Here is a 25,767-nt window from a genome sequence, read left to right as displayed (position 1 = left end):
CCTGAAGGAGGGCGTATGACGCCGTCGCACAATGCATGCCGCAGCGGGCAGGGCGCCGGGTGGCGCCGCTGGCTGGCGGCCGGCGCGCTGGCACTGATGGCCGTGGCCGGAAGCGCCGCGGCCCAGGCTCCCGCACCGGGGCCGTCGACCGGCCCGGCCACCGCCTCGGGCAGCGCCGATGCCAACAACCCGGCCACGCATCCGGCCCAGCCACTGGCCGGCATCGCATCGGAAAACATCTTCAACGTGCCGCGCCACGACATCGCCGCCGAGGCCCAGTCGCAGCAGCAACGCACCGTCACGCAGCCCGGCAACAACGCGCCGGTCTGGCGCGAGGTCAACTCCGACCAGCGTCACTACAGCAGCCTGCCCGACAAGGAAGCCGGCGTGCTGATCCAGCGCACCGGCCAGCAATGGCGCCTGTTCCGCAACGGCGTGATCACCGTCTGGGGCGGCTGGCTGCTGCTGGTGGTGCCGCTGGCCATCCTGGGCTTCTACCTGTGGCGCGGCACCATCCCGCTGCGCGAGCCGCGCACCGGCCGCATGATCGAACGCTTCACGCCGCTGGAGCGCATCGTCCACTGGACCATGGCGATCTCGTTCGTGGTGCTGGCGGTGTCGGGCATCATCATGCTGCTGGGCAAGCATTTCCTGCTGCCGCTGATGGGGCACATGCTGTTCGGCTGGCTCAGCTACATCCTGAAGAACCTGCACAACGTGGTCGGGCCCATCTTCACGCTGTCGGTGATCGTCGCCTTCGTGGTGTTCGTGCGCGATAACCTGCCGGGCCGCGACGACGTGCGCTGGGTCACCAGCCTGGGCGGACTGGCATCCGGCAAGCACGTGCCGAGCGGGCGCTTCAACGCCGGCGAGAAGATGTGGTTCTGGGTCGGCGTGTTTATCTTCGGCATCGTGCTGTCGGCCTCGGGCTGGGTGCTCGACATGATCGTGCCGGGCATGGACTACTACCGCGCGACCATGCAGATCGCCAACGTGATCCACGGCATTTCCGCCGTGCTGATGATCGCGATGGCGTGCGGCCATATCTACATGGGCACGGTCGGCATGGAAGGCGCGTACCGCGCCATGCGCGACGGCTGGGTCGACGAAGCCTGGGCCAAGGAGCATCACGAGCTTTGGTACGACGACATCCAGTCCGGCAAGATTCCCGCGCAGCGTTCGACCGGTCCCGCCAGTCCGGATGCGGCGGCCGGGCGGGCCGCGCGGCATACCCCCGGCGAAGCTTGATCACGCAGGACACCAATACTTCGGGAAGCATCGACCATGACACGCACCCTGACGCTGATCGCCCTGGCCGCCGGGGCCACTTTGAGTGCCGGCGCGCTGGCCAAGCTGCCGCCACCCAGCGAAGCCCAGCAGGCCAAGGCCGCGGAGACCAAGGCCCGCGCCGCGTGGTCGGACAAGGTCGCTGCCTTCCAGCTGTGCCGTGCGCAGGACAAGATCGCGACACGCTACTACGCCGAACGCCAGGCACAGGGCAAGGACGCGCGCGCGGCGGTGCAGACCCCGCCGTGTACCGATCCGGGACCGTTCGTTGCGCCCGTGGCGGCGTCGCCCCCAGCGGTGCCGGCGCCCGCGGTCGCAAGCACCGGTGCCGACGCCAAACCGGTTGCGCCCGGCGCAGTACAATCTCCCGCAAAGGCACCATAACCGCAGCCCCGATGCTCGCCTGGACGGCACGGGGCACCTTCCAGCAGCCCTGAGCCTTCCTGTCATGACCCTGCGTCCCGAGCTTACCCAGGCAGCCGTTCCGCTGATCGAAGAGGTCGAAGTCGTCGACGAGCAGGGCCGCGTGCGCGCGGCCTACCTGCCGGGCGAGCGCCCGCTGACGGTCTACCTGGACAAGCGCGAACTGGTCACGCTGATGACGCTGGGCGGCGCGCCCGAGCACCTCGTGCTGGGCTACCTGCGCAACCAGCGGCTGGTCGAATCGATCGAGGACATCGCCGCGGTACAGGTCGACTGGGAAACCGAATCCGCCGCCGTCACCACCCGCACCGGCGTCGACCGCATCGAGGAGCGCACCGCGCGCCGCGTGGTGACCACCGGCTGCGGGCAGGGGACGGTGTTCGGCTCGCTGCTGGACGAGGTCGACAGCATCCGCCTGCCGGTCGATACGATCCTCGACCAGGACACCCTGTACGGCATCATCGACACTATCCGGCTGCAGCAGTCGGTGTACAAGCAGGCCGGCTCGGTCCATGGCTGCGCGCTGTTCAAGGGGACCGAGCTGTTGATGTTTGTCGAGGACGTCGGCCGCCACAACGCGGTCGATGCCATTGCCGGCCGCATGTGGCTGGAAGACATGAGCGGCGCCGACAAGATCTTCTACACCACCGGCCGCCTGACCTCGGAAATGGTCATCAAGGGCGCGCAGATGGGCATCCCGTTCCTGCTGTCGCGCTCGGGCGTGACGCAGATGGGATACCAGATGGCCACACGGGTCAACCTGACCCTGTTCGCGCGCTGCACCGGCAAGCATTTTCTGCTCTACACCGGGCGCGAACGGTTCCGTCATCGGATTCCCGAGGACGCCGTAGCTTGATTGTGGCTCAAGGGCCACTTCATCGCCTGTCGACGGATGCGGCGTTGTCTCAACGGAACGCGGGCGGAATGGTTGTACAATGCGGCGCACTCCGAGCCAGTGTGTCTACCTCCCAACCTCTATGAGCATCAAATCCGACAAATGGATCCGCCGCATGGCGGAGCAGCACGGCATGATCGAGCCGTTCGAGCCAGGCCAGGTCCGGGAGGCCGACGGGCGCAAGATCGTGTCGTACGGTACCTCGAGCTACGGCTACGACATCCGCTGCGCCGATGAATTCAAGATATTCACCAATATCAACAGCACCATCGTCGACCCGAAGAACTTCGACGAGAAGTCCTTCGTGGACTTCAAGGGTGATGTCTGCATCATTCCGCCGAATTCCTTCGCGCTGGCGCGGACGATGGAATATTTCCGCATCCCGCGCAGCGTGCTGACCATCTGCCTGGGCAAGAGCACCTACGCGCGCTGCGGCATTATCGTCAATGTGACCCCGTTCGAGCCGGAATGGGAAGGCTATGTGACGCTGGAGTTCTCCAACACCACGCCGCTGCCCGCCAAGATCTACGCCGGCGAAGGCTGCGCCCAGGTGCTGTTCTTCGAGAGCGACGAAGTCTGCGAAACCTCGTACGCCGACCGGGGCGGCAAGTACCAGGGCCAGCATGGTGTCACACTGCCGAAGACCTGATCGCATTACAATGCCGGCGTTTGCCGGAACGGCCGCTCCGCGATAGCCGCGCGGGGTGCCAAGACCTGACGTGAGAGCCACATGTCGCCGTCGCAGGGGAACCCCTGCCGGCCATGTGGCTCAAGTCCTTTATGTCCTGCTTTCCATCAAGGATGCCCGATGAAATTCCGCTTCCCCGTCATCATCATTGACGAAGACTTCCGCTCCGAGAACATCTCCGGCTCGGGCATCCGCGCGCTGGCCGAGGCGATCGAGAAAGAGGGCATGGAGGTCATGGGGCTGACCAGCTACGGCGACCTGACGTCGTTCGCGCAGCAGTCCAGCCGCGCCTCGACCTTTATCGTGTCGATCGACGACGATGAGTTCGTGAGCAGCGACGATCAGCCGGAAGCTGCCGCGATCGAAAAGCTGCGCGCCTTCGTTGCCGAAGTGCGCCGCCGCAACTCGGACCTGCCGATCTTCCTGTACGGCGAAACCCGCACCTCGCGCCATATCCCCAACGATATCCTGCGCGAGCTGCACGGCTTCATCCACATGTTCGAGGACACCCCCGAGTTCGTGGCGCGCCACATCATCCGCGAAGCCAAGGTGTACCTCGATACGCTGGCGCCGCCGTTCTTCAAGGCGCTGATCGACTACGCGCAGGACAGCTCGTATTCGTGGCACTGCCCCGGCCACTCGGGCGGCGTGGCGTTCCTGAAAAGCCCGGTGGGCCAGGTGTTCCACCAGTTCTTCGGCGAGAACATGCTGCGCGCCGACGTCTGCAATGCGGTGGACGAACTCGGCCAGCTGCTCGACCACACCGGTCCGGTGGCCGCGTCCGAGCGCAATGCCGCGCGTATCTTCAACTCGGACCACATGTTCTTCGTCACCAACGGCACCTCGACGTCGAACAAGATGGTGTGGCACGCCAACGTGGCGCCGGGCGACATCGTGGTGGTGGACCGCAACTGCCACAAGTCGATCCTGCACGCGATCATGATGACGGGCGCGATCCCCGTGTTCCTGATGCCGACGCGCAACCACTACGGCATCATCGGCCCGATCCCGAAAAGCGAGTTCGATCCGGAAACGATCCGGCGCAAGATCGCCGCGCACCCCTTCGCCAGCAAGGCCAAGAACCAGAAGCCGCGCATCCTGACGATCACGCAGGGCACCTACGACGGCGTGCTGTACAACGCCGAGCAGATCAAGGATATGCTGGCGGCCGAGATCGACACGCTGCATTTCGACGAAGCCTGGCTGCCGCACGCGGCGTTCCACGACTTCTATCACAACATGCACGCGATCGGTCGCGATCGCCCGCGCAGCAAGGACGCCCTGGTGTTCGCCACGCAGTCCACGCACAAGCTGCTGGCGGGCCTGTCGCAGGCTTCGCAGATCCTCGTGCAAGACTCCGAGACGCGCAAGCTGGACCGCTACCGCTTCAACGAGGCGTACCTGATGCACACCTCGACCAGCCCGCAGTACTCGATCATCGCCTCGTGCGACGTGGCGGCGGCGATGATGGAAGCACCGGGCGGCACCGCGCTGGTGGAAGAGAGCATCCAGGAGGCGATGGACTTCCGCCGCGCCATGCGCAAGGTCGAGGGCGACTACGATGCCGGCAACAACGGCGACTGGTGGTTCAAGGTGTGGGGCCCGGAGGCCCTGATCGAAGACGGCATCGGCGACCGCGAAGAGTGGATGCTCAAGGCCAACGAGCGCTGGCACGGCTTCGGCGACCTGGCCGATGGCTTCAACCTGCTCGACCCGATCAAGGCCACCATCATCACCCCGGGCCTGGACGTTGATGGCGAGTTCAGCGAGCGCGGCATCCCGGCGGCCATCGTCACCAAGTACCTGGCCGAGCACGGCATCATCATCGAGAAGACGGGCCTGTACTCGTTCTTCATCATGTTCACCATCGGCATCACCAAGGGCCGCTGGAACTCGCTGGTGACCGAGCTGCAGCAGTTCAAGGACGACTACGACCAGAACCAGCCGCTGTGGCGCGTGCTGCCGGAGTTCGTCGGCAAGTATCCGCAGTACGAGCGCATGGGCCTGCGTGACCTGTGCGATGCGATCCACAGCGTGTACAAGGCCAACGACGTGGCGCGCGTGACCACCGAGATGTACCTGTCGGACATGGAACCGGCGATGAAGCCGTCGGATGCGTGGGCCATGATGGCGCACCGCGAGATCGAGCGCGTGCCGGTCGATGACCTCGAAGGCCGCGTCACCGCGATCCTGCTGACGCCGTACCCGCCGGGCATCCCGCTGCTGATCCCGGGCGAGCGCTTCAACCGCACCATCGTGCAGTACCTGAAGTTCGCACGCGAGTTCAACAAGCTGTTCCCGGGGTTCGAAACCGATATCCACGGTCTGGTGGAGGACGAGGTGGACGGCAAGAAGGCTTACTTCGTCGACTGCGTGAAGCAGGTGGCCTGAAGCAAGCGAGTCCGGCACAGGAATGAGCCCCGCGCATGCGGGGCGTTTTCTTTCTAGCTGAACGGATTCAGCAACTCCACCCCCGTCCCGCTGAAATCCCCCACATTCCGCGTGACGATCGTCAGGTCATGGATCAGCGCCGTCGCGGCAATGAACTTGTCCAGCGCATGCTCCGGGCGCGGCACGCGTAGCCGCCCCCATATCTGGGCGACATCGGCATCGACCGGCAACACATGCCGGCCGAAATCCTGCAGCACGGCCGTCAGCCATTGCTCCAGCGCCTCGGCCTGCGCCGTGTCGCCGCGATGGCGGATCAGCGCAATGCCGCGCCGCAACTCCCCCACGGTCAGCGCGGACAGGTAGAGCGTCGAACCATCGCGCGCCGCCTGCCGGAAGAACGCGCGCACGCCGGGATTGGCGCGTTCGCGCTTGCGTGCCTCGCTGACGACATTGGTATCAATCAAATACACGCGGCGCCTCGCCAGAATCCTGAGCGCGTTGGAAATCGGCATCCTCGCCGACGTCCGGTATGCTGGCCAGCACATCGGCAAAGCTGCGCCGGCGCGTGCCGCCCAGTGCCAGCGCCAGGATGGCCCGGTGCTCGGCCTCGGCGCTGCGGCCATTGGCGGCGGCCTGCTCGCGCAGGCGCTGGACCAGGGATTCATCGATGCCACGAACGATCAGGGTTGCCATCTTGCGCTCCTTATCACGGGATGCGCTGATGCTAGCATTGATAGCGTCGTGCCGCTCGATAAGGAACGATTGAAGGCGTCGCCGGCTGGCGGCGGGGTGCGGCAAGGCAATGGTGTCCATGGGCACGGCTCCCTTGCAGGTGGGTGGAGGTGAGAGCAGTCTGCGCCGTGCCGGCATGCTGGTCGATAAGCCGATTCGCAATGCGCGAAAGAAAAAAGCCCCGCAGCGCTTGCGGGGCTTTTGGGCCTTGCGGATCCGAACGATGCCGGCTCTAGTTCTTCTTTTTCTCGAACTCGAACTGGGGCGCCGACGGCTCGCTCTCCGTAGCTGGCTGGGCCGGCAACTCCAGACCTTCGCCGCCGCCCGCTTGCCCGGCCGGGGCCGGCACCGACAGGCTCGGCGCCGATGGCCTGGGGCTGGCGCTGTCCAGGTCGATGGAAAGGTCACGCGTCACGCTGCGGTCCTGGGCCTTGTGGCCGCCGGTGGTGACCAGGCCCGGGAAGACGATGATCAACGCCACCATGATCAACTGGATGACCACGAACGGCACCGCGCCCCAGTAGATATCGGCGGTCTTTACCTCGCGCGGCGCCACCGACCGCAGGTAGAACAGCGAAAAGCCGAACGGCGGGTGCATGAACGAAGTCTGCATGTTCACCGCCAGCAGCACGCCGAACCAGATCAGGTCGATGCCAAGCTTGTCCGCCACAGGGCCAACCAGGGGCACGAGGATAAAAGCCAGTTCGAAGAAGTCGAGGAAGAACGCCAGCAGGAAGAACAGTACGTTCACCGCAACCAGGAAGCCGGCCTGGCCGCCGGGCAAGGCGGTCAGCAGGTGCTCCACCCAGACATGGCCGTCCACGCCGTAGAAGGTCAGCGAGAACACCCGCGCACCGATCAGGATAAAGATCACGAAGGCCGACAGTTTCAGCGTCGCCTCCATTGCCTGTCGTGTCAGCCCGAGGTCCAGGCGGCGCTTGAGCAGGGCGAGGATCAGCGCACCCAGTGCGCCCATGCCGCCGCCTTCGGTCGGCGTAGCGACGCCGATGAAGATCGTGCCGAGCACCAGGAAGATCAGCGCCAGCGGCGGAATCAGCACGAAGGTGACCTTTTCCGCCATCTGTGACAGCAGGTTCAGCTTGAGCGCCTTGTTGATGACCGCGAGCACGAAGGCGAACAGGATCGCAGCGCCCACCGAGATCACCAGGCGCTCGTCCAGCGGTGCCTCGGGCTTGTACAGCATGTCAACGGCCACGCCCACCGCGACGGACAGTGCGGTCAGCACCAGTACCGAAGCCGCGCCGCTCTTGCCGCTGGGCTCGCGGAAGGTGCGGGCCTCGATCGGCAGCGCGGGCACTGCGGCCGGCTTGATCAGCGAGATCAGCAGCACATAGCCCATGTACAGGCCGGTCAGCACCAGTCCCGGTACGAAGGCGCCCTTGTACATGTCGCCGACCGAGCGGCCCAGCTGGTCGGCCAGCACGATCAGCACCAGCGACGGCGGGATGATCTGCGCCAGCGTGCCCGACGCGGCGATCACGCCCGAGGCCAGCCGCTTGTCGTATTTGTACTTGAGCATCAGCGGCAGCGAGATCAGGCCCATCGAGATCACCGAAGCAGCCACCACGCCGGTGGTTGCCGCCAGCAGCGCACCGACGAAGATCACCGCATAGGCGAGACCGCCGCGGATCGGGCCGAACAGCTGGCCGATGGTGTCGAGCAGGTCCTCGGCCATGCCTGAGCGTTCCAGGATCAGGCCCATGAAGGTGAAGAACGGGATCGCCAGCAGCGTATCGTTCTCGATGATGCCGAACAGTCGACTGGGCAGCGCCTGCAGCAGTTCGGGAGGCAGCATGCCCAGCTCGATGCCGATGAAGGCGAAGAGCAGGCCATTGGCGGCAAGCGCGAACGCGATCGGGAAGCCCGACAGCAGGAATACGACCAGGGAGGCGAACATGATCGGGGCCATGTTCGCGATCAGGAATTGCGTCATCGTGCGCGCCTCTTATTGTTTTTCAGACGGGCCGGTCTGGTTGGCTTGCGCGATTGCGGCGATCTCCAGCGCCGGATCGACCGCGTGCTTGCGGAAGGCGGAGAACGGCAGTTCGCCCTTCAGGTAGGCAAAGCGCTTGATCAGCTCGGACAGACCCTGCAGGATCAGCAGGAAAAAGCCCGCTACGATGAGGAACTTGGCGGGCCAGCGGATCAGCCCGCCGGCGTTGCCGGACATCTCATGCCCGGCATACGACAGCCAGAAGTAAGGGATCGACAGCCACAGGATGATCAGTGAGATCGGCAGCAGGAACAGCAGGAAGCCGAAAATGTCGATCCAGACCTGAGTGCGTTCGGAGAAGCGACCGGCGATGACGTCGATGCGCACATGCTCGTCGCGCATCAGCGTGTAAGGGGCACCCAGCAGGAACACCCCCGCGAACATGTACCACTGCAGTTCAAGCCATGCATTGGAGCTGACGCTGAAGGTGTAGCGAATGATGGCGTTGCCTGCACAGACCAGTACGGCAAGCAGGATCAGCCATTTCGCCCAATGCCCGAAGAATTCGTTCACGGCGTCGATAAGCCGCGAGATCCTCATAAGGAAAGACATGTGATCGTCCTAGGGATTTTTGGGATACAGGGGTGGCGCGATAGTCTACGGCGCTACCCGCCCTACATCTTTAGGGTGAATCCCCAGTGGATCACATTTTTCGATGTTTTTGCACCAATAATGTGCAAAAATGGGCCGAATTCGCTCTTTGCGGCACTTATCGAACGTCGCCTGTTTTCCGCGGCTTTGCGCAATAAACAACAGAAGTCGGTGCGTTGGTGCACGCAAACGAAAAACGGGAGCCTGTGCTCCCGTCTCGGCTTGCCGGTGTCCCCGCCGAAGTGGGGTCTGTGGGGTCAGCCGTTCAGCGCCGTACGTGCGTCGGCAATGGCAGCGCGCACTTGGTCCGGCGCGGTGCCGCCGACATGGTTGCGCGCGGCGACCGAGCCCTCGAGCGTCAGCACGGCATGCACATCGTCGCCGATCAGCGCGGCCTTGTCGCCCAGGCCCGACACGTCGCGCAGCTCGGCCACGGTCAGGTCGGCCAGGTCGCACTGGCGGCTGTCGCAGGCACGCACGGCGTGGGCCACGGCTTCGTGGGCGTCGCGGAAGGGCAGGCCCTTCTTGACCAGGTAGTCGGCCAGGTCGGTGGCGGTGGCGTAGCCCTGCAGCGCGGCGGCGCGCATCGCTTCCGGCTTGACGGTGATGCCCGGCACCATGTCGGCGAAGATGCGCAGCGTGTCCACCACGGTGTCGACCGTGTCGAACAGCGGCTCCTTGTCTTCCTGGTTGTCCTTGTTGTAAGCCAGCGGCTGGCCCTTCATCAGCGTCAGCAGGCCGATCAGGTGGCCATTGACGCGGCCGGTCTTGCCGCGCGCCAGCTCGGGCACGTCGGGGTTCTTCTTCTGCGGCATGATCGAGCTGCCGGTGCAGAAGCGGTCGGCGATGTCGATAAAGCCCACGCGCGGGCTCATCCACAGCACCAGTTCTTCCGAGAAGCGCGACACGTGCGTCATCACCAGCGCGGCGGCGGCGCAGAATTCGATGGCGAAGTCGCGGTCCGACACGGCGTCCAGCGAATTGCGGCAGACGCCGTCAAAGCCCAGCTGCTGCGCCACGAACTCGCGGTCGATCGGGTAGCTGGTGCCGGCCAGCGCGGCGGCGCCCAGCGGCAGGCGGTTGACGCGCTTGCGGCAGTCGGCCATGCGCTCGGCATCGCGGGTGAACATTTCCACGTAGGCCAGCAGGTGGTGGCCGAAGGTGACCGGCTGCGCCACCTGCAGGTGGGTGAAGCCCGGCAGGATGGTGTCGGCGTTCTTGTCTGCCAGGTCCAGCAGCGACACGCGCAGCGCGCCGAGCAGCGCGATGATGTTGTCGATCTCGCTGCGCAGCCACAGGCGGATGTCGGTCGCGACCTGGTCATTGCGCGAGCGGCCGGTGTGCAGGCGCTTGCCGGCATCGCCGACCAGCGCGGTCAGGCGCGCCTCGATATTCAGGTGGACGTCTTCCAGGTCCAGCTTCCATTCGAAGCTGCCGGCCTCGATCTCGCCCTTGATCTGGGCCATGCCGCGCTCGATCTCGGCGCGGTCGGCCTCGGCGATGATGCCCTGCTTGGCCAGCATGGCCGCGTGGGCCAGCGAACCCTGGATGTCGAACAGGGCCAGGCGCTTGTCGAAGAACACCGAGGCGGTGTAGCGCTTCACCAGGTCGGACATCGGTTCGGAGAAGCGGGCGGACCAGGCTTCGCCTTTCTTGGCAAGTTGGGAGGTGGACATGGACGTCGGCTGCATTTGGCTCGCGGCTGGCGGGCGCCGGGGCGCGAGGCAGTTGGAGAATTTGGGAAAAACGGGATTATATCGTCCGCCAGGGGCATGGCGGCGCCGGCCGGCCGCCGGTTACAGCGGGCTGTGGAGCACAGGCCCCTTGAACACCACCGGGCCGCTCGGCCCGTCGGCATTGGGCGAGCCGCCAGTCGGCTCGATGCTGACCGCCAGGGCCGGCACTGCGGCGGGGGGGGCTGCCATCGCCAGGCGGACCTGCGGCGCCCGGCCGATCACGCCGAGCGAGCGCGGCTTGCCGCCGGCGGGCAGGGCCCACAATTGCAGCACCTGTTGCTCGCTCAGCTTTACGTGATCCAGGCGCCTCACGATCAGGCTGCGCGCGCCCGCATCCCAGGACACCAGCATGGCGGGCTGGGCCTGGTCGTCGTTGAGCACGGCGATGACCGCGGCCGGCGGGGCCTCGCGCTGTTGCGCCACCTGCATGCCGATCCCGATCGACAGCACTGTCACCACGGCCATTGCCGCCGCGGCGCCGCGCCAGAACACCGGAGCCGACCACAGCCGCTGCCACCAGCCGGCCGCCGCGACTTCAGCGGGCCTGGCAGGCTTGAGGGCCTCAACGGGCGGCTTCCAGCCCAGCCGGGCTTCGATGCCGCACCAGACCTTGTCGACCGGTTCCGCTGTGGCCTGCAACTCGGACACGCCGGCCAGCCGGTCCTGCCAGCGCAGGATGGCGGCGTGCACCGCCGGCTCTTCACGCGCGAGGTGTTCCATGCGCCGGCGCGCGCCACCGCGCAGCACGCCAAGCGCGTACTGGGCGGCAAGGCGATCGAGCAGCTCGGGATGGGCGGCCAGTTTCATGTCGCCGCCTCCAGGCAGTGGCGCAGCCGCTCCAGGCCGCGGCGCACCCAGGACTTGACTGTGCCCAGCGGCACGCGCAGCCGTGCCGCCAGCTCGGCATGGCTCAGATCGTGCAGGTACGCGAGCACGATCGCCTGCCGCTGCGCCTGCTCCAGCCGTTGCAGGCAGCGGTTCAGCGCGCGCGCCTGCTGGCTGGCATCGGCCAGCTCGGCGGGGCCGGCGGCGTCATCGGCCAGCCACTCGCCCAGGTCTTCTTCCAGCTCGACGGTCTGCGCAACGCGCGCGGCGGCGGCGCGGCGCAGGCTGTCGAGCGCCCGGTTGCGCACGATCGCTGTCATCCAGGTCATCGGCGCGGCCAGATGCGGCCGATAGTCGCCGGCGTGGTGCCAGATGCTGACAAAGCTTTCCTGCACGACATCCTCCGCCCAATCGCGCCTGCCAGTGATACGCAGCGCGAGGCCAAACAGTTTCGTTGCGGTGAGGTCATAGAGGCCGCGCAGTGCCTGGCGGTCGCCCACGGCCACGGCCTGCAGCAGCGCCTCCAGCCGGTCGGGACCGGCGGGCGCGGCATAAGACGGCTGGGGGGAGGACGGCACCGGGACGGGTCCTTGCAAGGGAGCTTTGCCGGATTATAGGTAGCGCCGCATCCAAACGCGCGGCGCGTGCGTAGAAGTGACAGGCGCAAGCCAGGCACCCCGGCCAACGGGGCGCCACGTTGTCATCCGTCACAGGAGAACACCATGGACCGCATGTCACAGAAACCCGCGCGCGAGGCCGGGACCATCGTCACGCTGCCGGATGCGCGCCGGCGGGGCTTGCTCAAGGCGCCCGGCCTGTTCGCGCTCGGCTCGCTGGCCGTCATCACGCTCGGCGAGTCGATGCCGGCGTGGGCGCAGACGCAGTCGGGCAGCACCAAGGACGACATCAATATCCTGAATACCGCTCTGGGGCTGGAGTACCAGGCGATTGCCGCCTACCAGGTCGGCGCCGAGAGCGGGCTGCTGCAGAAGCCGGTGCTCGCCACCGCGGTCAAGTTCCAGGACCACCACAAGGCCCATGCGCAGGTGCTGACCGGGACGGTGTCGAAGCTGGGTGGCACGCCGGTGATGGCGAAGAAGGCGTCGGAATACAAGTTCCCGACCGAGAGCCTGAAGAACCAGGCCGATGTGCTGCGCTTTGCAGCGGGGCTGGAGAAGGGCGCGACCGCCGCCTACCTGGGCGTGCTGCCGAACTTCCACAACCGCGAGCTGACCAGGGCCGCTGGCAGCATCCTCGGGGACGAGGCAATGCACTGGGCGGTGCTGCTGCATGCGCTGGGTGAGGATCCGGTGCCGGGGGCGTTTGTCGGCTGAAGCGACAAGGACTTGCCGATTGTTTGCTCCCCTCTCCCAAATGGGAGAGGGGAGCAAACCGGCGGTCCCACGATTGGCGTCAGCCCGTATTGCGCAACCCCGCCGCTACCCCGTTGATAGTCAGGTGAATCCCCCGTCGTACGCGGATATCATCCCCGTCCTTGCCGGCCCGGTAGCGCTTGAGCAGTTCCACCTGCAAGTGGTTCAGCGGATCCAGGTAGGCAAAGCGGTTCTTGATCGACCGTGCCAGCAGCGGGTTGTCCGCCAGCCTCTCCTGGTGCCCGGTGATCAGCGCCAGCATCTCGCTGGTCAGGTGCCATTCCTTGCTGATGCGGTTGAACACATTGCGGCGCAGCGCCGCGTCGTCGCACAGCTGCGCGTAGCGCGAAGCCACCGCCAGGTCGGTCTTGGCCAGCACCATGTCCATGTTGGACAGCAGCGTGGAGAAGAACGGCCAGGTCTTGACCATGCGGCGCAGCGTGGTGACGGCGGACTTGCGGGCCTTGTCGTCCGGCGCGCGGTCCAGCAGCGACTTCACCGCGCTGCCAAAGCCGTACCAGCCCGGCAGCAGCAGCCGGCACTGGCCCCACGAGAAGCCCCACGGGATCGCGCGCAGGTCTTCGATGCGGCGGTGCTTCTTGTCCATCAGCTTGCGCGACGCCGGGCGCGAACCCAGGTTCAGGTCGGCGATCTCGGTGATCGGCGTGGTGGCGAAGAAGTAGTCCTTGAAGCCCGGGGTCTCGTAGACCAGGTCGCGGTAGGCCGTGAAGGCGCGGTCGGACAGCTGCTGCATCACCGCCTCGAACATGTCGAGGTCCCTGGGCGCGTTCTGCTGCGGCAGCAGCGATGCTTCCAGCGTGGCCGCGACCACCGTCTCCAGGTTGCGCCGGCCGATCTCGGCGTTGGCGAACTTGCTGTTGATGATCTCGCCCTGCTCGGTCAGGCGGATCTGGCCGTTGACCGTGCCCGGCGGCTGCGACAGGATGGCGTCGTAGGTCGGGCCGCCGCCGCGGCCGACGGTGCCGCCGCGGCCGTGGAACAGGCGCAGCTTGACCTGGCGCTCTTCAAAGAGCTGCACCAGCGCCAGCTCGGCCTTGTACAGCTCCCAGTTGGAGGTCAGGAAGCCGCCGTCCTTGTTGGAGTCCGAGTAGCCGAGCATCACTTCCTGCTCGACGCCATGGTGCGCAATCACCGAATCGAAGCCGGGCAGGTCCAGCAGCGACTGCATGATGCCGGCGGCGTTGCGCAAGTCCTCGATGGTCTCGAACAGCGGGATCACCATCAGTTCCATGCGCGCCGGATCGGTCTTGCTGCCCAGCGTGCCTTGCAGCATGCCGGATTCCTTCTGCAGCAGCATGACCTCGACCAGGTCGGACAGCGTCTCGGTGTGCGAGATGATGTAGTTGCGCGCGATGCGCTTGCCGTAGCGCTTGCGCAGCTCGCGCGCGGCGGCAAAGATCGCCAGTTCCTTGCGGGTCTGCTCGGAGTACTCGTGCCAAGGCAGCGTCAGCAGGCGCGGCTGGCGCAGCTCGGCCAGCAGCAGCTCCAGCTTGCGCTGCTCGGGCAGCGCGGCGTAGTCGGGGGCGATGCCGGCGGCGGCGAACAGCTCGGCGATGACGGCTTCGTGCACGTCCGACACCTGGCGCATGTCGACTGACGCCAGGTGGAAGCCGAACACGCCGATGGCACGCGCCAGCGCGTCGATGCGCGCACCTGCGAGCGCCTGGCCGTGGTTCTCGCGCAGCGAGTCGATCACCACCTGCACGTCGGCGGCGAAGGCTTCGGCGCTGTCATAGGGCTCGGCCGGCGCCACCGGGCGGCGCGGCGCGGCGTGGCCGGTCAGCGTCTTGCAGGTGGCGGCCAGGCGCGCGTAGATGCCGATCAGCGCGCGGCGATACGGTTCATCGGCGCGATGCTCGGAAATATCGGGCGAGCGCTCGGCCAGCGCCAGCAGTTCGGGGCTGGCATCGACCATCAGCGTCGACATCGACAGCTCGGCGCCCAGCGCATGGACTTCATCCAGGTACCAGTCCAGGATCATCTGGGCCTGCTGGCTGGAGGCGTGTTCCAGGGTCTCGGCGGTCACGTTGGGATTGCCGTCGCGGTCGCCACCGATCCACGAGCCCATCTGCAGGAACGGCGCCAGCGGCGTGGGCTGCGTGCCCGGGGTGCCCTTGCGCTTGCGCGTGGTCGGGAACACTGCGGCGATGTCTTCTTCCAGCTCCGTCATCAGCTGCGGGATGCCGCGCAGGAAGCAGGTGCGGTAGTAAGACAGCGCGTTGTCGATCTCGTCGCCCACCGTCAGGCGCGCGTCGCGCAGCATGCGGGTCTGCCACAGCGTGGTGACCTTGGCGCGCAGCTGGGCGGTGTTGTGCTCGCGCTCGCGCGCGGTCGTCGGCAGGTCGCGCTCGGCCAGCAGGCGGGCGATCTCGCGCTCGGCGTCCAGGATGCTCTTGCGCTGGACTTCGGTCGGGTGCGCGGTCAGCACCGGCACGATCAGCGCCTCGTCCAGGAACTTGCGCAGCTGCTTGCCGGTGACGCCGGCGGCGTCGATCTTTTCCAGCGCGTGCTGCAGGCTGCCGGCCTGCGGCGGCGAGCCGGCCAGCGCATGCACGCGGCGGCGACGGTTGTGGTGCTGGTCCTCGGCGATGTTGGCCAGGTGCGAGAAATAGCTGAACGCGCGCACCACCTGGTTGGTCTGGTCGCGCGACAGGCGCTTGAGCAGGCGGTCCAGCTCGGCGCCGGCGGCACGGTCGTTCTCGCGGCGGAAGCGCACCGCGGTCTGGCGGATGGTTTCGACCACCTCGAAGGCGGCGTCGCCCTCCTGTTCGCGCAGGCAATCGCCCAGCAGGCGGCCCAGGAAGCGGATGTCCTCGCGCAGCGGCAGGTCTTTGTCAGCGGTGCGGCGGCCGGGGGCGGCGGCGATGGTGGTTCCGTTGCTCGACACGATGGAAAGCTGGGGTTTGGAGACGCGCTTCGCGGTGCGCGAGGTGGCGCCGCTGCTGCCTTCGGTGCCGCTGCGGCGGGCCGCGCGGGTCGGTTTGGTGGCGGATGCGCCGTTTGCTTCACCCAAGCCGGCGGCCGGATCCTTCGCGGCCGAAGCGCCGGCGGATGTGCCCGAAGCGCCCGAAGCGGCGGTCTTGCGGCCAGTGGGGCGCGCAGCGTGCTGCGTCATGCAATCTCCTCGTCTGCTTATCTATATTGGTGCGGAGCGGCTATTGGGTCGCGTGCTAACATTCACGGATGCAAGCATCCGCCATCCCGTCTTCCTCTACCGCTGTCGTGTCTAGCAACCTTCCGCAAAAGCTCGTCATTGCCTCCCGCGAGAGCCGTCTGGCCATGTGGCAGGCTGAACATGTGCGTGCTGCATTGCAACAATACTATCCCGCGTGTGACGTGTCCATTCTTGGCATGACCACGCGCGGAGACCAGATTCTAGACCGTACGCTGTCGAAAGTCGGCGGCAAGGGTCTGTTTGTCAAAGAACTGGAGTTCGCGATGGACGAAGGCCGCGCGGACCTGGCGGTGCATTCGCTCAAGGATGTGCCGATGGAACTGCCTCCCGGCTTCGCGCTGACCGCGGTGATGGAGCGCGAGGACCCGCGCGACGCACTGGTTTCGAACAGCTTTGCCTCGCTCGACGAGATGCCGCCCGGCACCGTGGTCGGCACCTCCAGCCTGCGCCGCGAGGCCTTGCTGCGCACCCGCTATCCGCACCTGGTGGTCAAGCCGCTGCGCGGCAACCTCGACACGCGGCTCGGCAAGCTTGACCGGGGCGAATATGGCGCCATCATTCTGGCCGCCGCGGGGCTCAAGCGCCTGGGCCTGAATGACCGCATCCGCGCGGTGATCCCCGTTGAGTCGTCGCTGCCCGCGGCCGGGCAGGGCGCGCTTGGCATCGAGATCCCGTCCAACCGCCCCGAGCTGGCCGCCTGGCTGGCTCCGCTCAACCACCAGCCGACGCTGCTGGCCGTGGCCGCTGAGCGCGCCGTGGCGCGCATGCTGAACGGTTCGTGCCAGGTACCGCTGGCGGCCCACGCATACTGGGACGGCGACCAGCTCAGGCTCGACGCCTTTGTCGGCATGCCCGACGGCACGCGCGGCCTGCGCGCCGCCGTTGCCGGCCCGGCCACCGACCTGGGCGCCGCGGAAGCCCTTGGCCAGGCCTGCGCGCGCGACCTGCTGGCGCAGGGCGCCGAAGCGATCCTCGCCGCGCTCGCCGATCCCGCCGCCGCCTCGCCCGGCACGCCCGGCACGCAACCTCCCGCCTGAGGCTGACCGATGCCCCGCCCGACCGTCGTTGTCACACGACCCGCCGGGCAGTCCCGGCAACTGACCGAGGCGCTGCAGGCCGCGGGTCTGGACGTGCTCAGCTTTCCGCTGCTGGCGATCGGCCCGGCCGCCGACGACGCGCCGCTGCGCGCGGCCCTGGCGCGGCTCGATCAGTTTGCGCTGGTGGTCTTTGTCAGTCCCAACGCCATTGCCCATGCGCTGGATGCGCTGGCCGGCGTGCAGGGTGCCGCCACGGCGCAATGGCCGGCGCAGGTGCCGGCCGCCGTGGTTGGTCCGGCCAGCGTGGCCGCATTGGCCGAGCGTGGCATCGCGCCGCCCACCTGCCGGGTGATCGCGCCGGCCGGCGCCGCAGGGAACGGGCAGGGCGCCGATGACGCCAGCGAAAGCAGCCATCACAACCACGACCCGAACCACGACGCCGAAGGCCCGCGCTTCGATTCCGAGGCGCTGTGGGCCCAGCTCGATCCCGCCACGCTCGCCGGCAAGCCCGTCCTGATCGTCCGCGGCAACGGCGGCCGCGACTGGCTCGGCGACCGCCTGCGCGAAGCCGGTGCCCAGGTCGAGGCCGTCGAGGCCTACCGGCGCACGCTGCCGGAGCCCGGCGCGATGCAATGGCAGGCCGTGCGCGACAGCGTGCAGGCCGGCGCGCCGCCCCATGTATGGCTGCTGACCAGCTCAGAGGCCGTGCGTAACCTCGACACGCTCGCGCGTCAACACCTTTCGCCGCAGGAAAATGCCGGCCTGCGGCAGGTGCAGTGCATCGCGCCGCATGCGAGAATCGCCGAACAAGCGCTGGCACTGGGCTTCAGCCATATCCTGCGTGCCGCGCCGGGCGATGCTGGCCTGCTCGCGGCGTGCCTGCAATGGGCCGATGCCCACGCCGGTCCGGTGCCGGTGGCGGCTGCGCCGGAAGCTGCCGGTGTATCGGGTGCATCCGGCCGCGCTGGCGCGATAACAGACACCAGCCCGGTGCGCGCCGGGGCACCGGCGCCAGCGCCGGCTGTCGCAGTCCCCGCAACGTCAACGAAGGTCGAACGCGTGACGCAAGAAACCACGTCCTCCTCCGCTACACCGCCGCCCGCTGCGGCCTCGGCGGCCTCCGCGCCCGCTCCGGGCCCCGGCGCCCCCGCTTCCTCCGCCGGCCAGCACGCTGCCGCGCGCAAGCCCGCGGCGCTGTGGGCCCTGGTGGCCGTGCTGGTGGTTGCCACCGCCGGCGGCTTCTGGTGGCTGCAGCAGCGCGTGGACCACCTGACCGGCGAACTGGCCCGGCGCCAGCAAAGCAACGACGCGCTGGTGCAGGAGTCGCGCGTGCTGACGCGCAATGCGCAGGACACTGTCAAGGAGCTGCAGGCCAAGGTCGGCGCGCTCGAAAACCAGGTCGGCGAGACCCGCGACAAGCAGGTGGCGCTGGAGCAGGTCTACCAGGATCTGATGCGCAACCGCGACGACTGGGAAATCGCCGAGATCCAGCAACTGCTGACCAACGCCGGCCAGCAGTTGCAGCTGACCGGTAACGTGCAGGTTGCGCTGGCCGCGCTGCAAAGCGCCGACGCGCGCCTGGCGCGCACCGACAAGCCGCAGTACAACCTGCTGCGCCGAGCCATTGCCCGCGACATCGCGCGCATGAAGGCCGTGCCCGACACCGACCTGACCGGCGCCGCGATCAAGCTGGACGAAGCCATCAACCAGGTCGACGCGCTGCCGCTGCTGTCCAGCGAACGCATGCTCGAACGCACCGAGGCCGATGCCCGCAAGGAGGGCGCGGCCGGCAAGGGCGGCGCCAGCGCCCCGGCGGCGGCTGCCACCAACGGCTGGTTCTCCCGCCTGTGGACCTACCTGCGCGACGAAATGGCGCAGGTAGTCCGCATCCGCAAGGTCGACGATGCGGAAGCGCTGCTGCTGTCCGGCGACCAGGGCTGGTTCCTGCGCGAGAACGTCAAGCTGCGCCTGCTCAATGCGCGGCTGGCACTGCTGTCGCGCAACGAGCCGGTGTTCCGCAACGACCTGGCTGCGGCGCAGGCGATGATCGGGCGCTATTTCGACACCAAGTCGCGCCGCGTGCAGGGCGTGCTGACCCTGCTCAGGCAGGCCCAGGCAGGCGCGGTGACGGTGCAGTTGCCGACCATGTCCGAGAGCCTGGGCGCGTTGAACGCCCTGAAGAAGGAGTAAGCCCAATGCGCCTTCTGTTCTGGGTTGCGGTCCTGTTCGGCGGCGCCGTCGGGCTGGCGCTCTTCACGCAGTTCAACCACAGCAATGTGGTGCTGTTCTATCCGCCGTACCGCGTCGAGCTGTCGCTGAACCTGGCGCTGGCCTTGCTGCTGCTGCTGTTCTTCGTGGTCTGGACGGTGATGTCCACCATCCGACATCTGTCCGAAATGCCGCGCCGCGCCGCCGCCTACCGCGAGCGCAGCCGCATGAACAAGGCGCAGGCGGCGCTGCGCGAGTCGATCGAGAACCTGTTCGCCGGCCGCTTCGCCCGCGCCGAGCGCTGCGCGCGCGAGGCCCAGTCCTGGGAAGACCAGGCCCAGACCGCCGCGCTGATCGGCGCGCGCGCCGCGCACCGCATGCAGGAGACCGAGCGGCGCGATGCCTGGATGTCGCAGGTTACCGATCCCGAGCGCGAGCAGGCACGCCTGGTGTCGATGGCCGAACTGCTGGTCGATGCCCGCGACGCCGACGGCGCGCTGGAAACCATCGCCCAGCTGCAGGCCCAGGGCGCGCGCCAGATCCATGTGCAGCGCATCGCGCTGCGCGCGCACCAGCACCTGAAGAACTGGTCCGAAGTACTGCGCCTGGCGCGCTCGCTGGAGAAGCGCAACGCGCTGCACCCGGTGCTGGCGCTGCGGCTCAAGCAGATGGCGGTCGAGGCCATGCTCGACGAGCGCCGCCACGATGCCGACGCCCTCGGCGAATTCTGGCGATCGCTGTCCGCCGACGAGCGCCGCGCCACGCGCATCGCCGAACCCGCCGCGCGCTACTTTGCCGCGCTGGGCCGTCAGAACGAAGCCCGCCGCATCATCGAGGACGCGCTCAAGTTCAACTGGGACAGCCGCCTGGTGCTGCGCTACGCCGACTGCGCGGTGCCCGGCCATGCGCTGCCGCAGATCCAGCAGGCCGAGAAATGGCTGGCCGGGCATCCCGCCGATGCCGACCTCTACTACACGCTGGGCGTGCTGTGCCTGGGCGAGAAGCTGTGGGGCAAGGCCCAGTCCAGCTTCGAGCGAGCGCTGAAGTATGCCGATATCGACCAGCAGCGCCGGCTGCGCGTGCGCACGCACCTGGCGCTGGCGCGGCTGTTCGAGGAAACCGAGCGTTTCGAGGACGCGCAGCGGCACTATCGCGAAAGCGCGATGCTGGCGGCCTGAGCGGTCGCCTCCGGCGTTCACTCGTCCGGGTCGTCCTGTTCCATGCCGGCGGCGCTGCGCTTGCCGCCTTCCTTCACCACCCCATACCGCGCCAGCGTTTCCTTGCGCGCCACGTCATGCTGCACCAGCGGGCGCGGGTAGTCCTCGCCCAGTCGCACGCCGGCATTCGCCAGCACATGGTCGGGGGCGGTCCACGGCGCATGCAGGTACTTGTCGGGCAACGCCGCCAGCTGTGGCAGGTACTTGCGGATAAAGCGCCCCTGCGGGTCAAACTTCTCCGACTGAGTCACCGGGTTGAAGATGCGGAACCACGGCTGCGCGTCGCAGCCGGTCGACGCCGCCCATTGCCAGCCGCCGTTGTTGGCGGACAAGTCGAAATCATTGAGCAGGTCGGCAAAGTACTGCTCCCCGCGGTGCCAGTCCACGCCCAGGTCCTTGACCAGGAAGCTGGCCGTGACCATGCGCAGCCGGTTGTGCATATAGCCGCTCTGCCGGATTTGCAGCATGGCGGCATCGACCAGCGGATAGCCGGTGGCGGCATCGCACCAGGCGTGGAAATAGCGCTCGCCGGTTTCGCCGTCCTGCCAGCGGATTTGGTCGTAGGCCGGGTGGAAGGCCGCGCCGCCGGCCACGCGCGGATGATGGTGCAGGATCATGAAGTAAAAATCGCGCCAGATCAGCTCGGACAGCCACGCCGTCGCGCCCGCGCTGTCCGCGCCGCCGCGCAGCACCGCTTCATGCGCGGTACGCGCCAGCGTGCGGATCGAGATGGTGCCGAAGCGCAGGTGCACCGACAGGTAGCTGGGACCGCGCAGGGCAGGGTAGTCGCGGCGGCGGCCGTAGTCGCCGATGCGCCCGGTGAATTCCTCGAACAGCGCTTGCGCACCGGCGGCGCCGGTCGGCATGGCGATCCCGGCGAGGTTGCTGGTGCGGAAGCCAAGCTGTTCGAGCGTCGGCAACGGCTGGCGATATGCTGCCGGCGCGGGCGCCAGCGCATGCAGGTACGGGTCGATCGGATACGGGCGCAGGTCAAACGGCTGCACGGTCCGCAGCCAGGCATTCTTGTAGGGCGTGAACACCGAGAAGGGCTTGCGCTGCCCGTTCAGGATCTCGTCGCGCTCGAAGATGGCCTGGTCCTTGAACGTGAACAGCGCGCGCGCCTGCGCCGCCAGCGCCTGGCGCACGCTGTCATCGCGTGCCATGGCGGCAGGCTCGTAGTCGTGGTTGGCAAAGACCGCCTGGACGTCCAATGCTTGCGCCAGCGCGGGAACGGCGTCGACGGCGCGATCGTCCAGCACGATCAGCCCGCCGCCAGCCGCTGTCAGCGTCTCGGCCAGTTCCCGCAATGACTCGAGGATGAATTCGATGCGCCGGTCGGCCTGCAGGCCGCGCGCCAGAAGCGGGTCGAGGATGTCGCGGTCGAATACGAAGACGCACCACACCCGGGCACAATGCCTGAGGGCATAATGCAGCGCCGCGTGGTCGCTGGCGCGCAGGTCGCGCCGGAACCAGACCAGCCCGCGCTCGAAATCCTGGCCGATACGGTAATGTCTGCGGCCCGATGCCGGAGGGTCTGCTGGCTGCATGCGCGCTGCCTGACGGAGTCGAAGGAATGCGCGCAATGATGCCGGCAAATGGCTTGTCGCGGAGATGCGTCGCGCCAATACCCTAACATAGCGGTTCGGCACCGATCTGCCACCCAAACAACGATTACAGCAACAAAGCACATGACACTCGACCGTATTCTCCAATCCCAGGGCTTCGGCACCCGCCGCTACTGCGGCGACCTGGTCGCCGCCGGGCTGGTCGAAGTCAACGGCGCGCTGTGCGAGGATCCGCGCGCCCAGTTCGAGGTGGACGGCCTGCGCCTGACCGTCGATGGCGAGGAGTGGATCGCCTGCACCAAGGCCTACCTGATGCTGAACAAGCCCGCCGGCTATGAGTGCTCGCAGCGACCGCGCCACCATCCCAGCGTGTACAACCTGCTGCCGGTGCCGCTGCGCCAGCGCGAGGTCCAGGCCGTGGGGCGGCTCGACCACGACACCACCGGCCTGCTGCTGCTGACCGATGACGGCCAGTTCATCCACGCCCAGACCTCGCCCAAGCGCAAGGTGCCCAAGGTCTATGAAGTGACGACTGCTGAGCCGGTCACGCCGGAACAGGCCCAGGCACTGGTCACAGGCGTGCAGCTGCTGGACGAACCCGCGCCGATCGCCGCAGAAGCCTGCGAGATCACCGGCGAACGCAGCCTGCGCCTGACCCTCCTGCAGGGCAAGTACCATCAGGTCAAACGCATGGTGGCCGCCGCGGGCAACCACGTCAGCGCCCTGCATCGCAGCGCGCTCGGCAGCCTGCAACTGGATCCGGAACTGGCGCAAGGGGAATGGCGCTGGCTGACGGCGGACGAACTCGCGGCGCTGACCCGCAAGGCATGACCAAAGGGCCGTATCATCGGTCCGCAATTCCCGGCAAGCGGCCCTGCGCGGGCGCCCATTGCTGCACTGCAACGCCCGCCAATCTTTTCCGGAAGACCCCCGGCGATTTGATAAAATGCAAGGCATGGCGAAGCCCGAAGCACCCATCAATCTGACCAATCAGTTCCTGATTGCCATGCCTGGCATGGCCGATCCGACCTTTTCGGGTTCCGTCGTCTATATCTGCGAACACAACGAGCGTGGCGCGCTCGGGCTGGTGATCAACCGGCCCATCGACATCGACATGGCCACGCTGTTCGACAAGATCGACCTCAAGCTTGAAATCCAGCCAGTGGCGCACCAGCCGGTCTATTTCGGCGGCCCGGTGCAGACCGAGCGCGGCTTCGTGCTGCACGACCCGGTCGGCGTCTATGTCTCGTCGCTGGCGGTGCCGGGCGGGCTGGAAATGACCACCTCCAAGGATGTGCTGGAAGCCGTGGCGAACGGCAGCGGCCCGCACCGCTTCCTGCTGACGCTGGGCTATTCCGGCTGGGGTGCCGGCCAGCTGGAAGAAGAACTCAGCCGCAACGGCTGGCTGACCGTCCAGGCCGATCCCGAGATCATCTTCAGCGTGCCGCCCGAAGGGCGCTTTGCCGCGGCCATCGGCCTGCTGGGCGTCGACGTCAACATGCTGTCGGGCGAGGCCGGGCATGCCTGACGCCGTGGGGCGCGAACTGCCCCGCGACGGCACGGTCCTGGCATTCGACTACGGCGAGAAAAAGATCGGCGTCGCGCTGGGCAACTTCATCACGCGCGAGGCGCGTGCGCTGACCATCCTGCCCAATATCACCGTTGAAGGCCGCTTCGAGGCCGTGGGCGCGCTGATCCAGGAATGGAGCCCGGTGCAGCTGATCGTCGGCATGCCGGTCAACCCGGACGGCGAAGAGCAGCCGATGATGCGGTTGGCGCGGCGCTTCGGCAACCAGCTCAACGGGCGCTTCAACCTGCCGGTGGAATGGGTGGACGAGCGCTATTCCTCGCGCGCCGCCTCGATGGCCGGCGCGCGCCGCGGCGAACTCGACGCCGAAGCCGCGCGCATCATCCTGCAACAGTATTTCGACCAATTCCCGCTATGACGCAGATTTCCGCACCCGACGCCGAGGCGCTGTACCGCAAGCTGCTGGACCAGGCCCGCGCCCTGATCCCCGACGCCGAGCGTGAACGCTGGTCGGTGGCAGGCATCCATTCCGGCGGCGCATGGATCGCCGCGCGCCTGGCCAGCGACCTGAACCTGCCCGAGCATGGCGTGATCAACGTCGCCTTCCATCGCGACGACTACGCCAAGAAGGGCCTGCACAGCCAGGCCCAGCCGACCACGCTGCCGTTTGCCGTGGAAGACCGCAACATCCTGCTGATCGACGACGTGCTGGCCACCGGCCGCACCATCCGCGCCGCCGTCAACGAACTGTTCGACTACGGCCGTCCGGCGCGCGTTGCGCTGGGCGTGCTGGCCGACCGCGGCGGGCGCCAGCTGCCGATCGCCGCCGACCTGGTGGCCGCCGAGATCGAACTGCCGCGCGGCAAGACGCTGGTGCTGTCGCGCCAGGGCGAGGGCGCCGACGCGCGCTTTGCCTTCGCCACCGAACCTACCGACACTGCCGCCGGCTGAGCCGGCGTTTGCCTGCCAGGCGCTGCATTGCACTGTAGCGCGCCTGGCGCCTGCCACGAGACCAGACCACCCCGTTTTTTGCCCGCGCCCGACCTGCCATGACCAAGACGTTCCGCAACCCGCAGCTCACCAAGAACGGCGAACTGAAGCATTTGCTGTCGATCGAGGGGTTGTCGCGTGACATGATCACGCACATCCTCGATACCGCCAGCCAGTTCGTATCGCTGTCCGACTCAGACCGCGATGTCAAGAAGGTGCCGCTGCTGCGCGGCAAGAGCGTGTTCAACCTGTTCTTCGAGAACTCCACCCGCACCCGCACCACCTTCGAAATCGCGGCCAAGCGGCTGTCGGCGGACGTACTCAACCTGAACATCAATGCGTCGTCGACCAGCAAGGGCGAGTCGCTGCTCGACACCATCAACAACCTGTCGGCCATGTCCGCAGACATGTTCGTGGTGCGCCATGCCAGTTCCGGCGCGCCCTACCTGATCGCCGAGCACGTCGCGCCGCATGTGCACGTGATCAACGCCGGCGACGGCCGCCATGCGCACCCGACGCAGGGTCTGCTGGATATGTTCACGATCCGGCACTTCAAGAAGGACTTCACCAACCTGACCGTTGCCATCGTCGGCGACATCCTGCACTCGCGCGTGGCGCGTTCGGATATCCACGCGCTGACCACGCTGGGCGTGCCCGAAGTGCGCGCCATCGGCCCGCGCACGCTGCTGCCGTCTGCCCTGGAGCAGATGGGCGTGCGCGTCTTCCACAACATGGAAGAGGGGCTCAAGGGCGTCGACGTGGTCATCATGCTGCGGCTGCAGAACGAACGCATGAGCGGCGCGCTGCTGCCGTCCGCGCAGGAATACTTCAAGGCGTACGGCCTGACACCGGAACGCCTGGCGCTGGCCAAGCCCGATGCCATCGTGATGCACCCGGGCCCGATGAACCGCGGCGTGGAGATCGACTCCGCCGTGGCCGACGGCCCGCAATCGGTGATCCTGAACCAGGTGACCTTCGGCATCGCCGTGCGCATGGCCGTAATGGGCATCGTGGCAGGGAACAACGACTGATGACGATGCGGTATAGCCAAGACCTACCGAACACGCCAAG

The 25,767-nt window shown here is 67.2% G+C and carries 23 protein-coding genes; 14 read left to right on the top strand and 9 right to left on the bottom strand.

What is annotated here, in order from left to right:
* The first annotated feature begins 15 nt into the window (after positions 1–15).
* The 5 genes from AC5WJ1_RS13170 to AC5WJ1_RS13150 all read left to right on the top strand — a co-directional run bounded on the left by AC5WJ1_RS13170 (position 16) and on the right by AC5WJ1_RS13150 (position 5,684).
* Positions 16–1,248 (top strand): formate dehydrogenase subunit gamma, encoded by a 1,233-nt coding sequence (locus AC5WJ1_RS13170; RefSeq protein WP_494476160.1) that lies wholly within the window; start codon positions 16–18, stop codon positions 1,246–1,248.
* A gap of 36 nt (positions 1,249–1,284) precedes the next feature.
* The gene (locus AC5WJ1_RS13165) at positions 1,285–1,671 is read left to right on the top strand and encodes a hypothetical protein (protein WP_195427251.1); all 387 of its coding nucleotides are present in this window, start codon (positions 1,285–1,287) and stop codon (positions 1,669–1,671) included.
* A gap of 64 nt (positions 1,672–1,735) precedes the next feature.
* On the top strand, positions 1,736–2,566 hold the full coding sequence (locus AC5WJ1_RS13160; protein WP_195427252.1) for a formate dehydrogenase accessory sulfurtransferase FdhD: 831 nt from the start codon (positions 1,736–1,738) through the stop codon (positions 2,564–2,566).
* Between the two features lie 121 nt (positions 2,567–2,687).
* A complete protein-coding gene (gene dcd / locus AC5WJ1_RS13155) occupies positions 2,688–3,254 on the top strand; it encodes a dCTP deaminase (protein WP_029046089.1) in 567 nt (188 codons plus the stop codon).
* A 159-nt stretch (positions 3,255–3,413) separates the two neighbouring features.
* Entirely contained in the window at positions 3,414–5,684 is a 2,271-nt protein-coding gene (locus AC5WJ1_RS13150; RefSeq protein WP_195427253.1) for an arginine/lysine/ornithine decarboxylase, read from the top strand.
* Positions 5,685–5,737: 53 nt separating this feature from the next.
* On the opposite strand, the gene AC5WJ1_RS13145 is transcribed toward AC5WJ1_RS13150, so the two are convergent.
* The 7 genes from AC5WJ1_RS13145 to AC5WJ1_RS13115 form a co-directional block, all read right to left on the bottom strand.
* On the bottom strand, positions 5,738–6,154 hold the full coding sequence (locus tag AC5WJ1_RS13145; RefSeq protein ID WP_195427254.1) for a type II toxin-antitoxin system VapC family toxin: 417 nt from the start codon (positions 6,152–6,154) through the stop codon (positions 5,738–5,740).
* Positions 6,141–6,377 carry a FitA-like ribbon-helix-helix domain-containing protein gene (locus AC5WJ1_RS13140; protein WP_195427353.1) on the bottom strand — a complete coding sequence of 79 codons (237 nt, stop codon included), beginning with the start codon at positions 6,375–6,377 and terminating at the stop codon, positions 6,141–6,143. The genes AC5WJ1_RS13145 and AC5WJ1_RS13140 overlap by 14 nt, the downstream gene beginning before the upstream one ends.
* Before the next feature lie 271 nt (positions 6,378–6,648).
* Complete coding sequence (locus AC5WJ1_RS13135; protein ID WP_195427255.1) at positions 6,649–8,370, bottom strand: TRAP transporter large permease; 1,722 nt, start codon at positions 8,368–8,370, stop codon at positions 6,649–6,651.
* Positions 8,371–8,382: 12 nt separating this feature from the next.
* Positions 8,383–8,982 (bottom strand): TRAP transporter small permease subunit, encoded by a 600-nt coding sequence (locus tag AC5WJ1_RS13130; protein WP_133092484.1) that lies wholly within the window; start codon positions 8,980–8,982, stop codon positions 8,383–8,385.
* A gap of 296 nt (positions 8,983–9,278) precedes the next feature.
* On the bottom strand, positions 9,279–10,697 hold the full coding sequence (gene argH, locus AC5WJ1_RS13125) for an argininosuccinate lyase (RefSeq protein WP_195427256.1): 1,419 nt from the start codon (positions 10,695–10,697) through the stop codon (positions 9,279–9,281).
* 120 nt (positions 10,698–10,817) lie between these two features.
* A complete protein-coding gene (locus AC5WJ1_RS13120; protein ID WP_135705777.1) occupies positions 10,818–11,564 on the bottom strand; it encodes an anti-sigma factor in 747 nt (248 codons plus the stop codon).
* On the bottom strand, positions 11,561–12,160 hold the full coding sequence (locus AC5WJ1_RS13115; protein ID WP_133092481.1) for an RNA polymerase sigma factor: 600 nt from the start codon (positions 12,158–12,160) through the stop codon (positions 11,561–11,563). The genes AC5WJ1_RS13120 and AC5WJ1_RS13115 overlap by 4 nt, the downstream gene beginning before the upstream one ends.
* A gap of 144 nt (positions 12,161–12,304) precedes the next feature.
* On the opposite strand from AC5WJ1_RS13115, the gene AC5WJ1_RS13110 reads away from it, so the two are divergent.
* The gene (locus AC5WJ1_RS13110; RefSeq protein WP_195427257.1) at positions 12,305–12,916 is read left to right on the top strand and encodes a ferritin-like domain-containing protein; all 612 of its coding nucleotides are present in this window, start codon (positions 12,305–12,307) and stop codon (positions 12,914–12,916) included.
* A gap of 79 nt (positions 12,917–12,995) precedes the next feature.
* Here the strand turns inward: AC5WJ1_RS13110 and ppc are convergent, their stop codons facing one another.
* On the bottom strand, positions 12,996–16,091 hold the full coding sequence (ppc, locus tag AC5WJ1_RS13105) for a phosphoenolpyruvate carboxylase (protein ID WP_195427258.1): 3,096 nt from the start codon (positions 16,089–16,091) through the stop codon (positions 12,996–12,998).
* A gap of 68 nt (positions 16,092–16,159) precedes the next feature.
* On the opposite strand from ppc, the gene hemC reads away from it, so the two are divergent.
* From hemC to AC5WJ1_RS13090, 3 genes are read left to right on the top strand one after another with little or no spacing between them, the layout of a single operon-like run.
* On the top strand, positions 16,160–17,188 hold the full coding sequence (hemC, locus tag AC5WJ1_RS13100) for a hydroxymethylbilane synthase (RefSeq protein ID WP_195427259.1): 1,029 nt from the start codon (positions 16,160–16,162) through the stop codon (positions 17,186–17,188).
* A gap of 9 nt (positions 17,189–17,197) precedes the next feature.
* On the top strand, positions 17,198–19,378 hold the full coding sequence (gene hemDX / locus AC5WJ1_RS13095; protein WP_195427260.1) for a fused uroporphyrinogen-III synthase HemD/membrane protein HemX: 2,181 nt from the start codon (positions 17,198–17,200) through the stop codon (positions 19,376–19,378).
* Positions 19,379–19,383: 5 nt separating this feature from the next.
* On the top strand, positions 19,384–20,574 hold the full coding sequence (locus AC5WJ1_RS13090) for a heme biosynthesis protein HemY (RefSeq protein ID WP_195427261.1): 1,191 nt from the start codon (positions 19,384–19,386) through the stop codon (positions 20,572–20,574).
* A gap of 17 nt (positions 20,575–20,591) precedes the next feature.
* Here the strand turns inward: AC5WJ1_RS13090 and AC5WJ1_RS13085 are convergent, their stop codons facing one another.
* On the bottom strand, positions 20,592–22,160 hold the full coding sequence (locus AC5WJ1_RS13085) for a cryptochrome/photolyase family protein (protein WP_195427262.1): 1,569 nt from the start codon (positions 22,158–22,160) through the stop codon (positions 20,592–20,594).
* A gap of 141 nt (positions 22,161–22,301) precedes the next feature.
* Between AC5WJ1_RS13085 and AC5WJ1_RS13080 the strand changes: the two genes are divergently transcribed.
* The 5 genes from AC5WJ1_RS13080 to AC5WJ1_RS13060 all read left to right on the top strand — a co-directional run bounded on the left by AC5WJ1_RS13080 (position 22,302) and on the right by AC5WJ1_RS13060 (position 25,727).
* Positions 22,302–23,009, top strand: coding sequence for a 16S rRNA pseudouridine(516) synthase (locus tag AC5WJ1_RS13080; protein ID WP_195427263.1), 708 nt, complete (start codon positions 22,302–22,304; stop codon positions 23,007–23,009).
* Positions 23,010–23,133: 124 nt separating this feature from the next.
* Positions 23,134–23,706, top strand: a complete 573-nt coding sequence (locus AC5WJ1_RS13075) for a YqgE/AlgH family protein (RefSeq protein ID WP_041681585.1) — start codon at positions 23,134–23,136, stop codon at positions 23,704–23,706.
* Positions 23,699–24,124, top strand: coding sequence for a Holliday junction resolvase RuvX (gene ruvX / locus AC5WJ1_RS13070; RefSeq protein ID WP_133092474.1), 426 nt, complete (start codon positions 23,699–23,701; stop codon positions 24,122–24,124). Before AC5WJ1_RS13075 ends, ruvX begins: the two co-directional genes overlap by 8 nt.
* The gene (gene pyrR / locus AC5WJ1_RS13065) at positions 24,121–24,657 is read left to right on the top strand and encodes a bifunctional pyr operon transcriptional regulator/uracil phosphoribosyltransferase PyrR (RefSeq protein ID WP_195427264.1); all 537 of its coding nucleotides are present in this window, start codon (positions 24,121–24,123) and stop codon (positions 24,655–24,657) included. The genes ruvX and pyrR overlap by 4 nt, the downstream gene beginning before the upstream one ends.
* A 98-nt stretch (positions 24,658–24,755) precedes the next feature.
* Positions 24,756–25,727 (top strand): aspartate carbamoyltransferase catalytic subunit, encoded by a 972-nt coding sequence (locus tag AC5WJ1_RS13060; protein ID WP_195427265.1) that lies wholly within the window; start codon positions 24,756–24,758, stop codon positions 25,725–25,727.
* The last annotated feature ends 40 nt before the right edge of the window (positions 25,728–25,767 follow it).

The sequence above is a fragment of the Cupriavidus sp. MEYA8 genome, from assembly GCF_059278825.1.
The sequence above is the reverse complement of the archived record's forward strand: the minus strand, read 5'-3'. Positions and strand labels throughout refer to the sequence as shown.

Coding starts and splice junctions, on each gene's coding strand:
- ppc (WP_195427258.1), bottom strand. CDS start 16,091: ATGACGCAGCACGCTGCGCGCCCCACTGGCCGCAAGACCGCCGCTTCG.
- AC5WJ1_RS13110 (WP_195427257.1), top strand. CDS start 12,305: ATGGACCGCATGTCACAGAAACCCGCGCGCGAGGCCGGGACCATCGTC.
- AC5WJ1_RS13160 (WP_195427252.1), top strand. CDS start 1,736: ATGACCCTGCGTCCCGAGCTTACCCAGGCAGCCGTTCCGCTGATCGAA.
- AC5WJ1_RS13170 (WP_494476160.1), top strand. CDS start 16: ATGACGCCGTCGCACAATGCATGCCGCAGCGGGCAGGGCGCCGGGTGG.
- AC5WJ1_RS13075 (WP_041681585.1), top strand. CDS start 23,134: ATGGCGAAGCCCGAAGCACCCATCAATCTGACCAATCAGTTCCTGATT.
- AC5WJ1_RS13130 (WP_133092484.1), bottom strand. CDS start 8,982: ATGTCTTTCCTTATGAGGATCTCGCGGCTTATCGACGCCGTGAACGAA.
- AC5WJ1_RS13135 (WP_195427255.1), bottom strand. CDS start 8,370: ATGACGCAATTCCTGATCGCGAACATGGCCCCGATCATGTTCGCCTCC.
- AC5WJ1_RS13140 (WP_195427353.1), bottom strand. CDS start 6,377: ATGGCAACCCTGATCGTTCGTGGCATCGATGAATCCCTGGTCCAGCGC.
- ruvX (WP_133092474.1), top strand. CDS start 23,699: ATGCCTGACGCCGTGGGGCGCGAACTGCCCCGCGACGGCACGGTCCTG.
- AC5WJ1_RS13090 (WP_195427261.1), top strand. CDS start 19,384: ATGCGCCTTCTGTTCTGGGTTGCGGTCCTGTTCGGCGGCGCCGTCGGG.
- hemC (WP_195427259.1), top strand. CDS start 16,160: ATGCAAGCATCCGCCATCCCGTCTTCCTCTACCGCTGTCGTGTCTAGC.
- argH (WP_195427256.1), bottom strand. CDS start 10,697: ATGTCCACCTCCCAACTTGCCAAGAAAGGCGAAGCCTGGTCCGCCCGC.
- dcd (WP_029046089.1), top strand. CDS start 2,688: ATGAGCATCAAATCCGACAAATGGATCCGCCGCATGGCGGAGCAGCAC.
- AC5WJ1_RS13150 (WP_195427253.1), top strand. CDS start 3,414: ATGAAATTCCGCTTCCCCGTCATCATCATTGACGAAGACTTCCGCTCC.
- AC5WJ1_RS13120 (WP_135705777.1), bottom strand. CDS start 11,564: ATGAAACTGGCCGCCCATCCCGAGCTGCTCGATCGCCTTGCCGCCCAG.
- pyrR (WP_195427264.1), top strand. CDS start 24,121: ATGACGCAGATTTCCGCACCCGACGCCGAGGCGCTGTACCGCAAGCTG.
- AC5WJ1_RS13060 (WP_195427265.1), top strand. CDS start 24,756: ATGACCAAGACGTTCCGCAACCCGCAGCTCACCAAGAACGGCGAACTG.
- AC5WJ1_RS13165 (WP_195427251.1), top strand. CDS start 1,285: ATGACACGCACCCTGACGCTGATCGCCCTGGCCGCCGGGGCCACTTTG.
- AC5WJ1_RS13080 (WP_195427263.1), top strand. CDS start 22,302: ATGACACTCGACCGTATTCTCCAATCCCAGGGCTTCGGCACCCGCCGC.
- hemDX (WP_195427260.1), top strand. CDS start 17,198: ATGCCCCGCCCGACCGTCGTTGTCACACGACCCGCCGGGCAGTCCCGG.
- AC5WJ1_RS13085 (WP_195427262.1), bottom strand. CDS start 22,160: ATGCAGCCAGCAGACCCTCCGGCATCGGGCCGCAGACATTACCGTATC.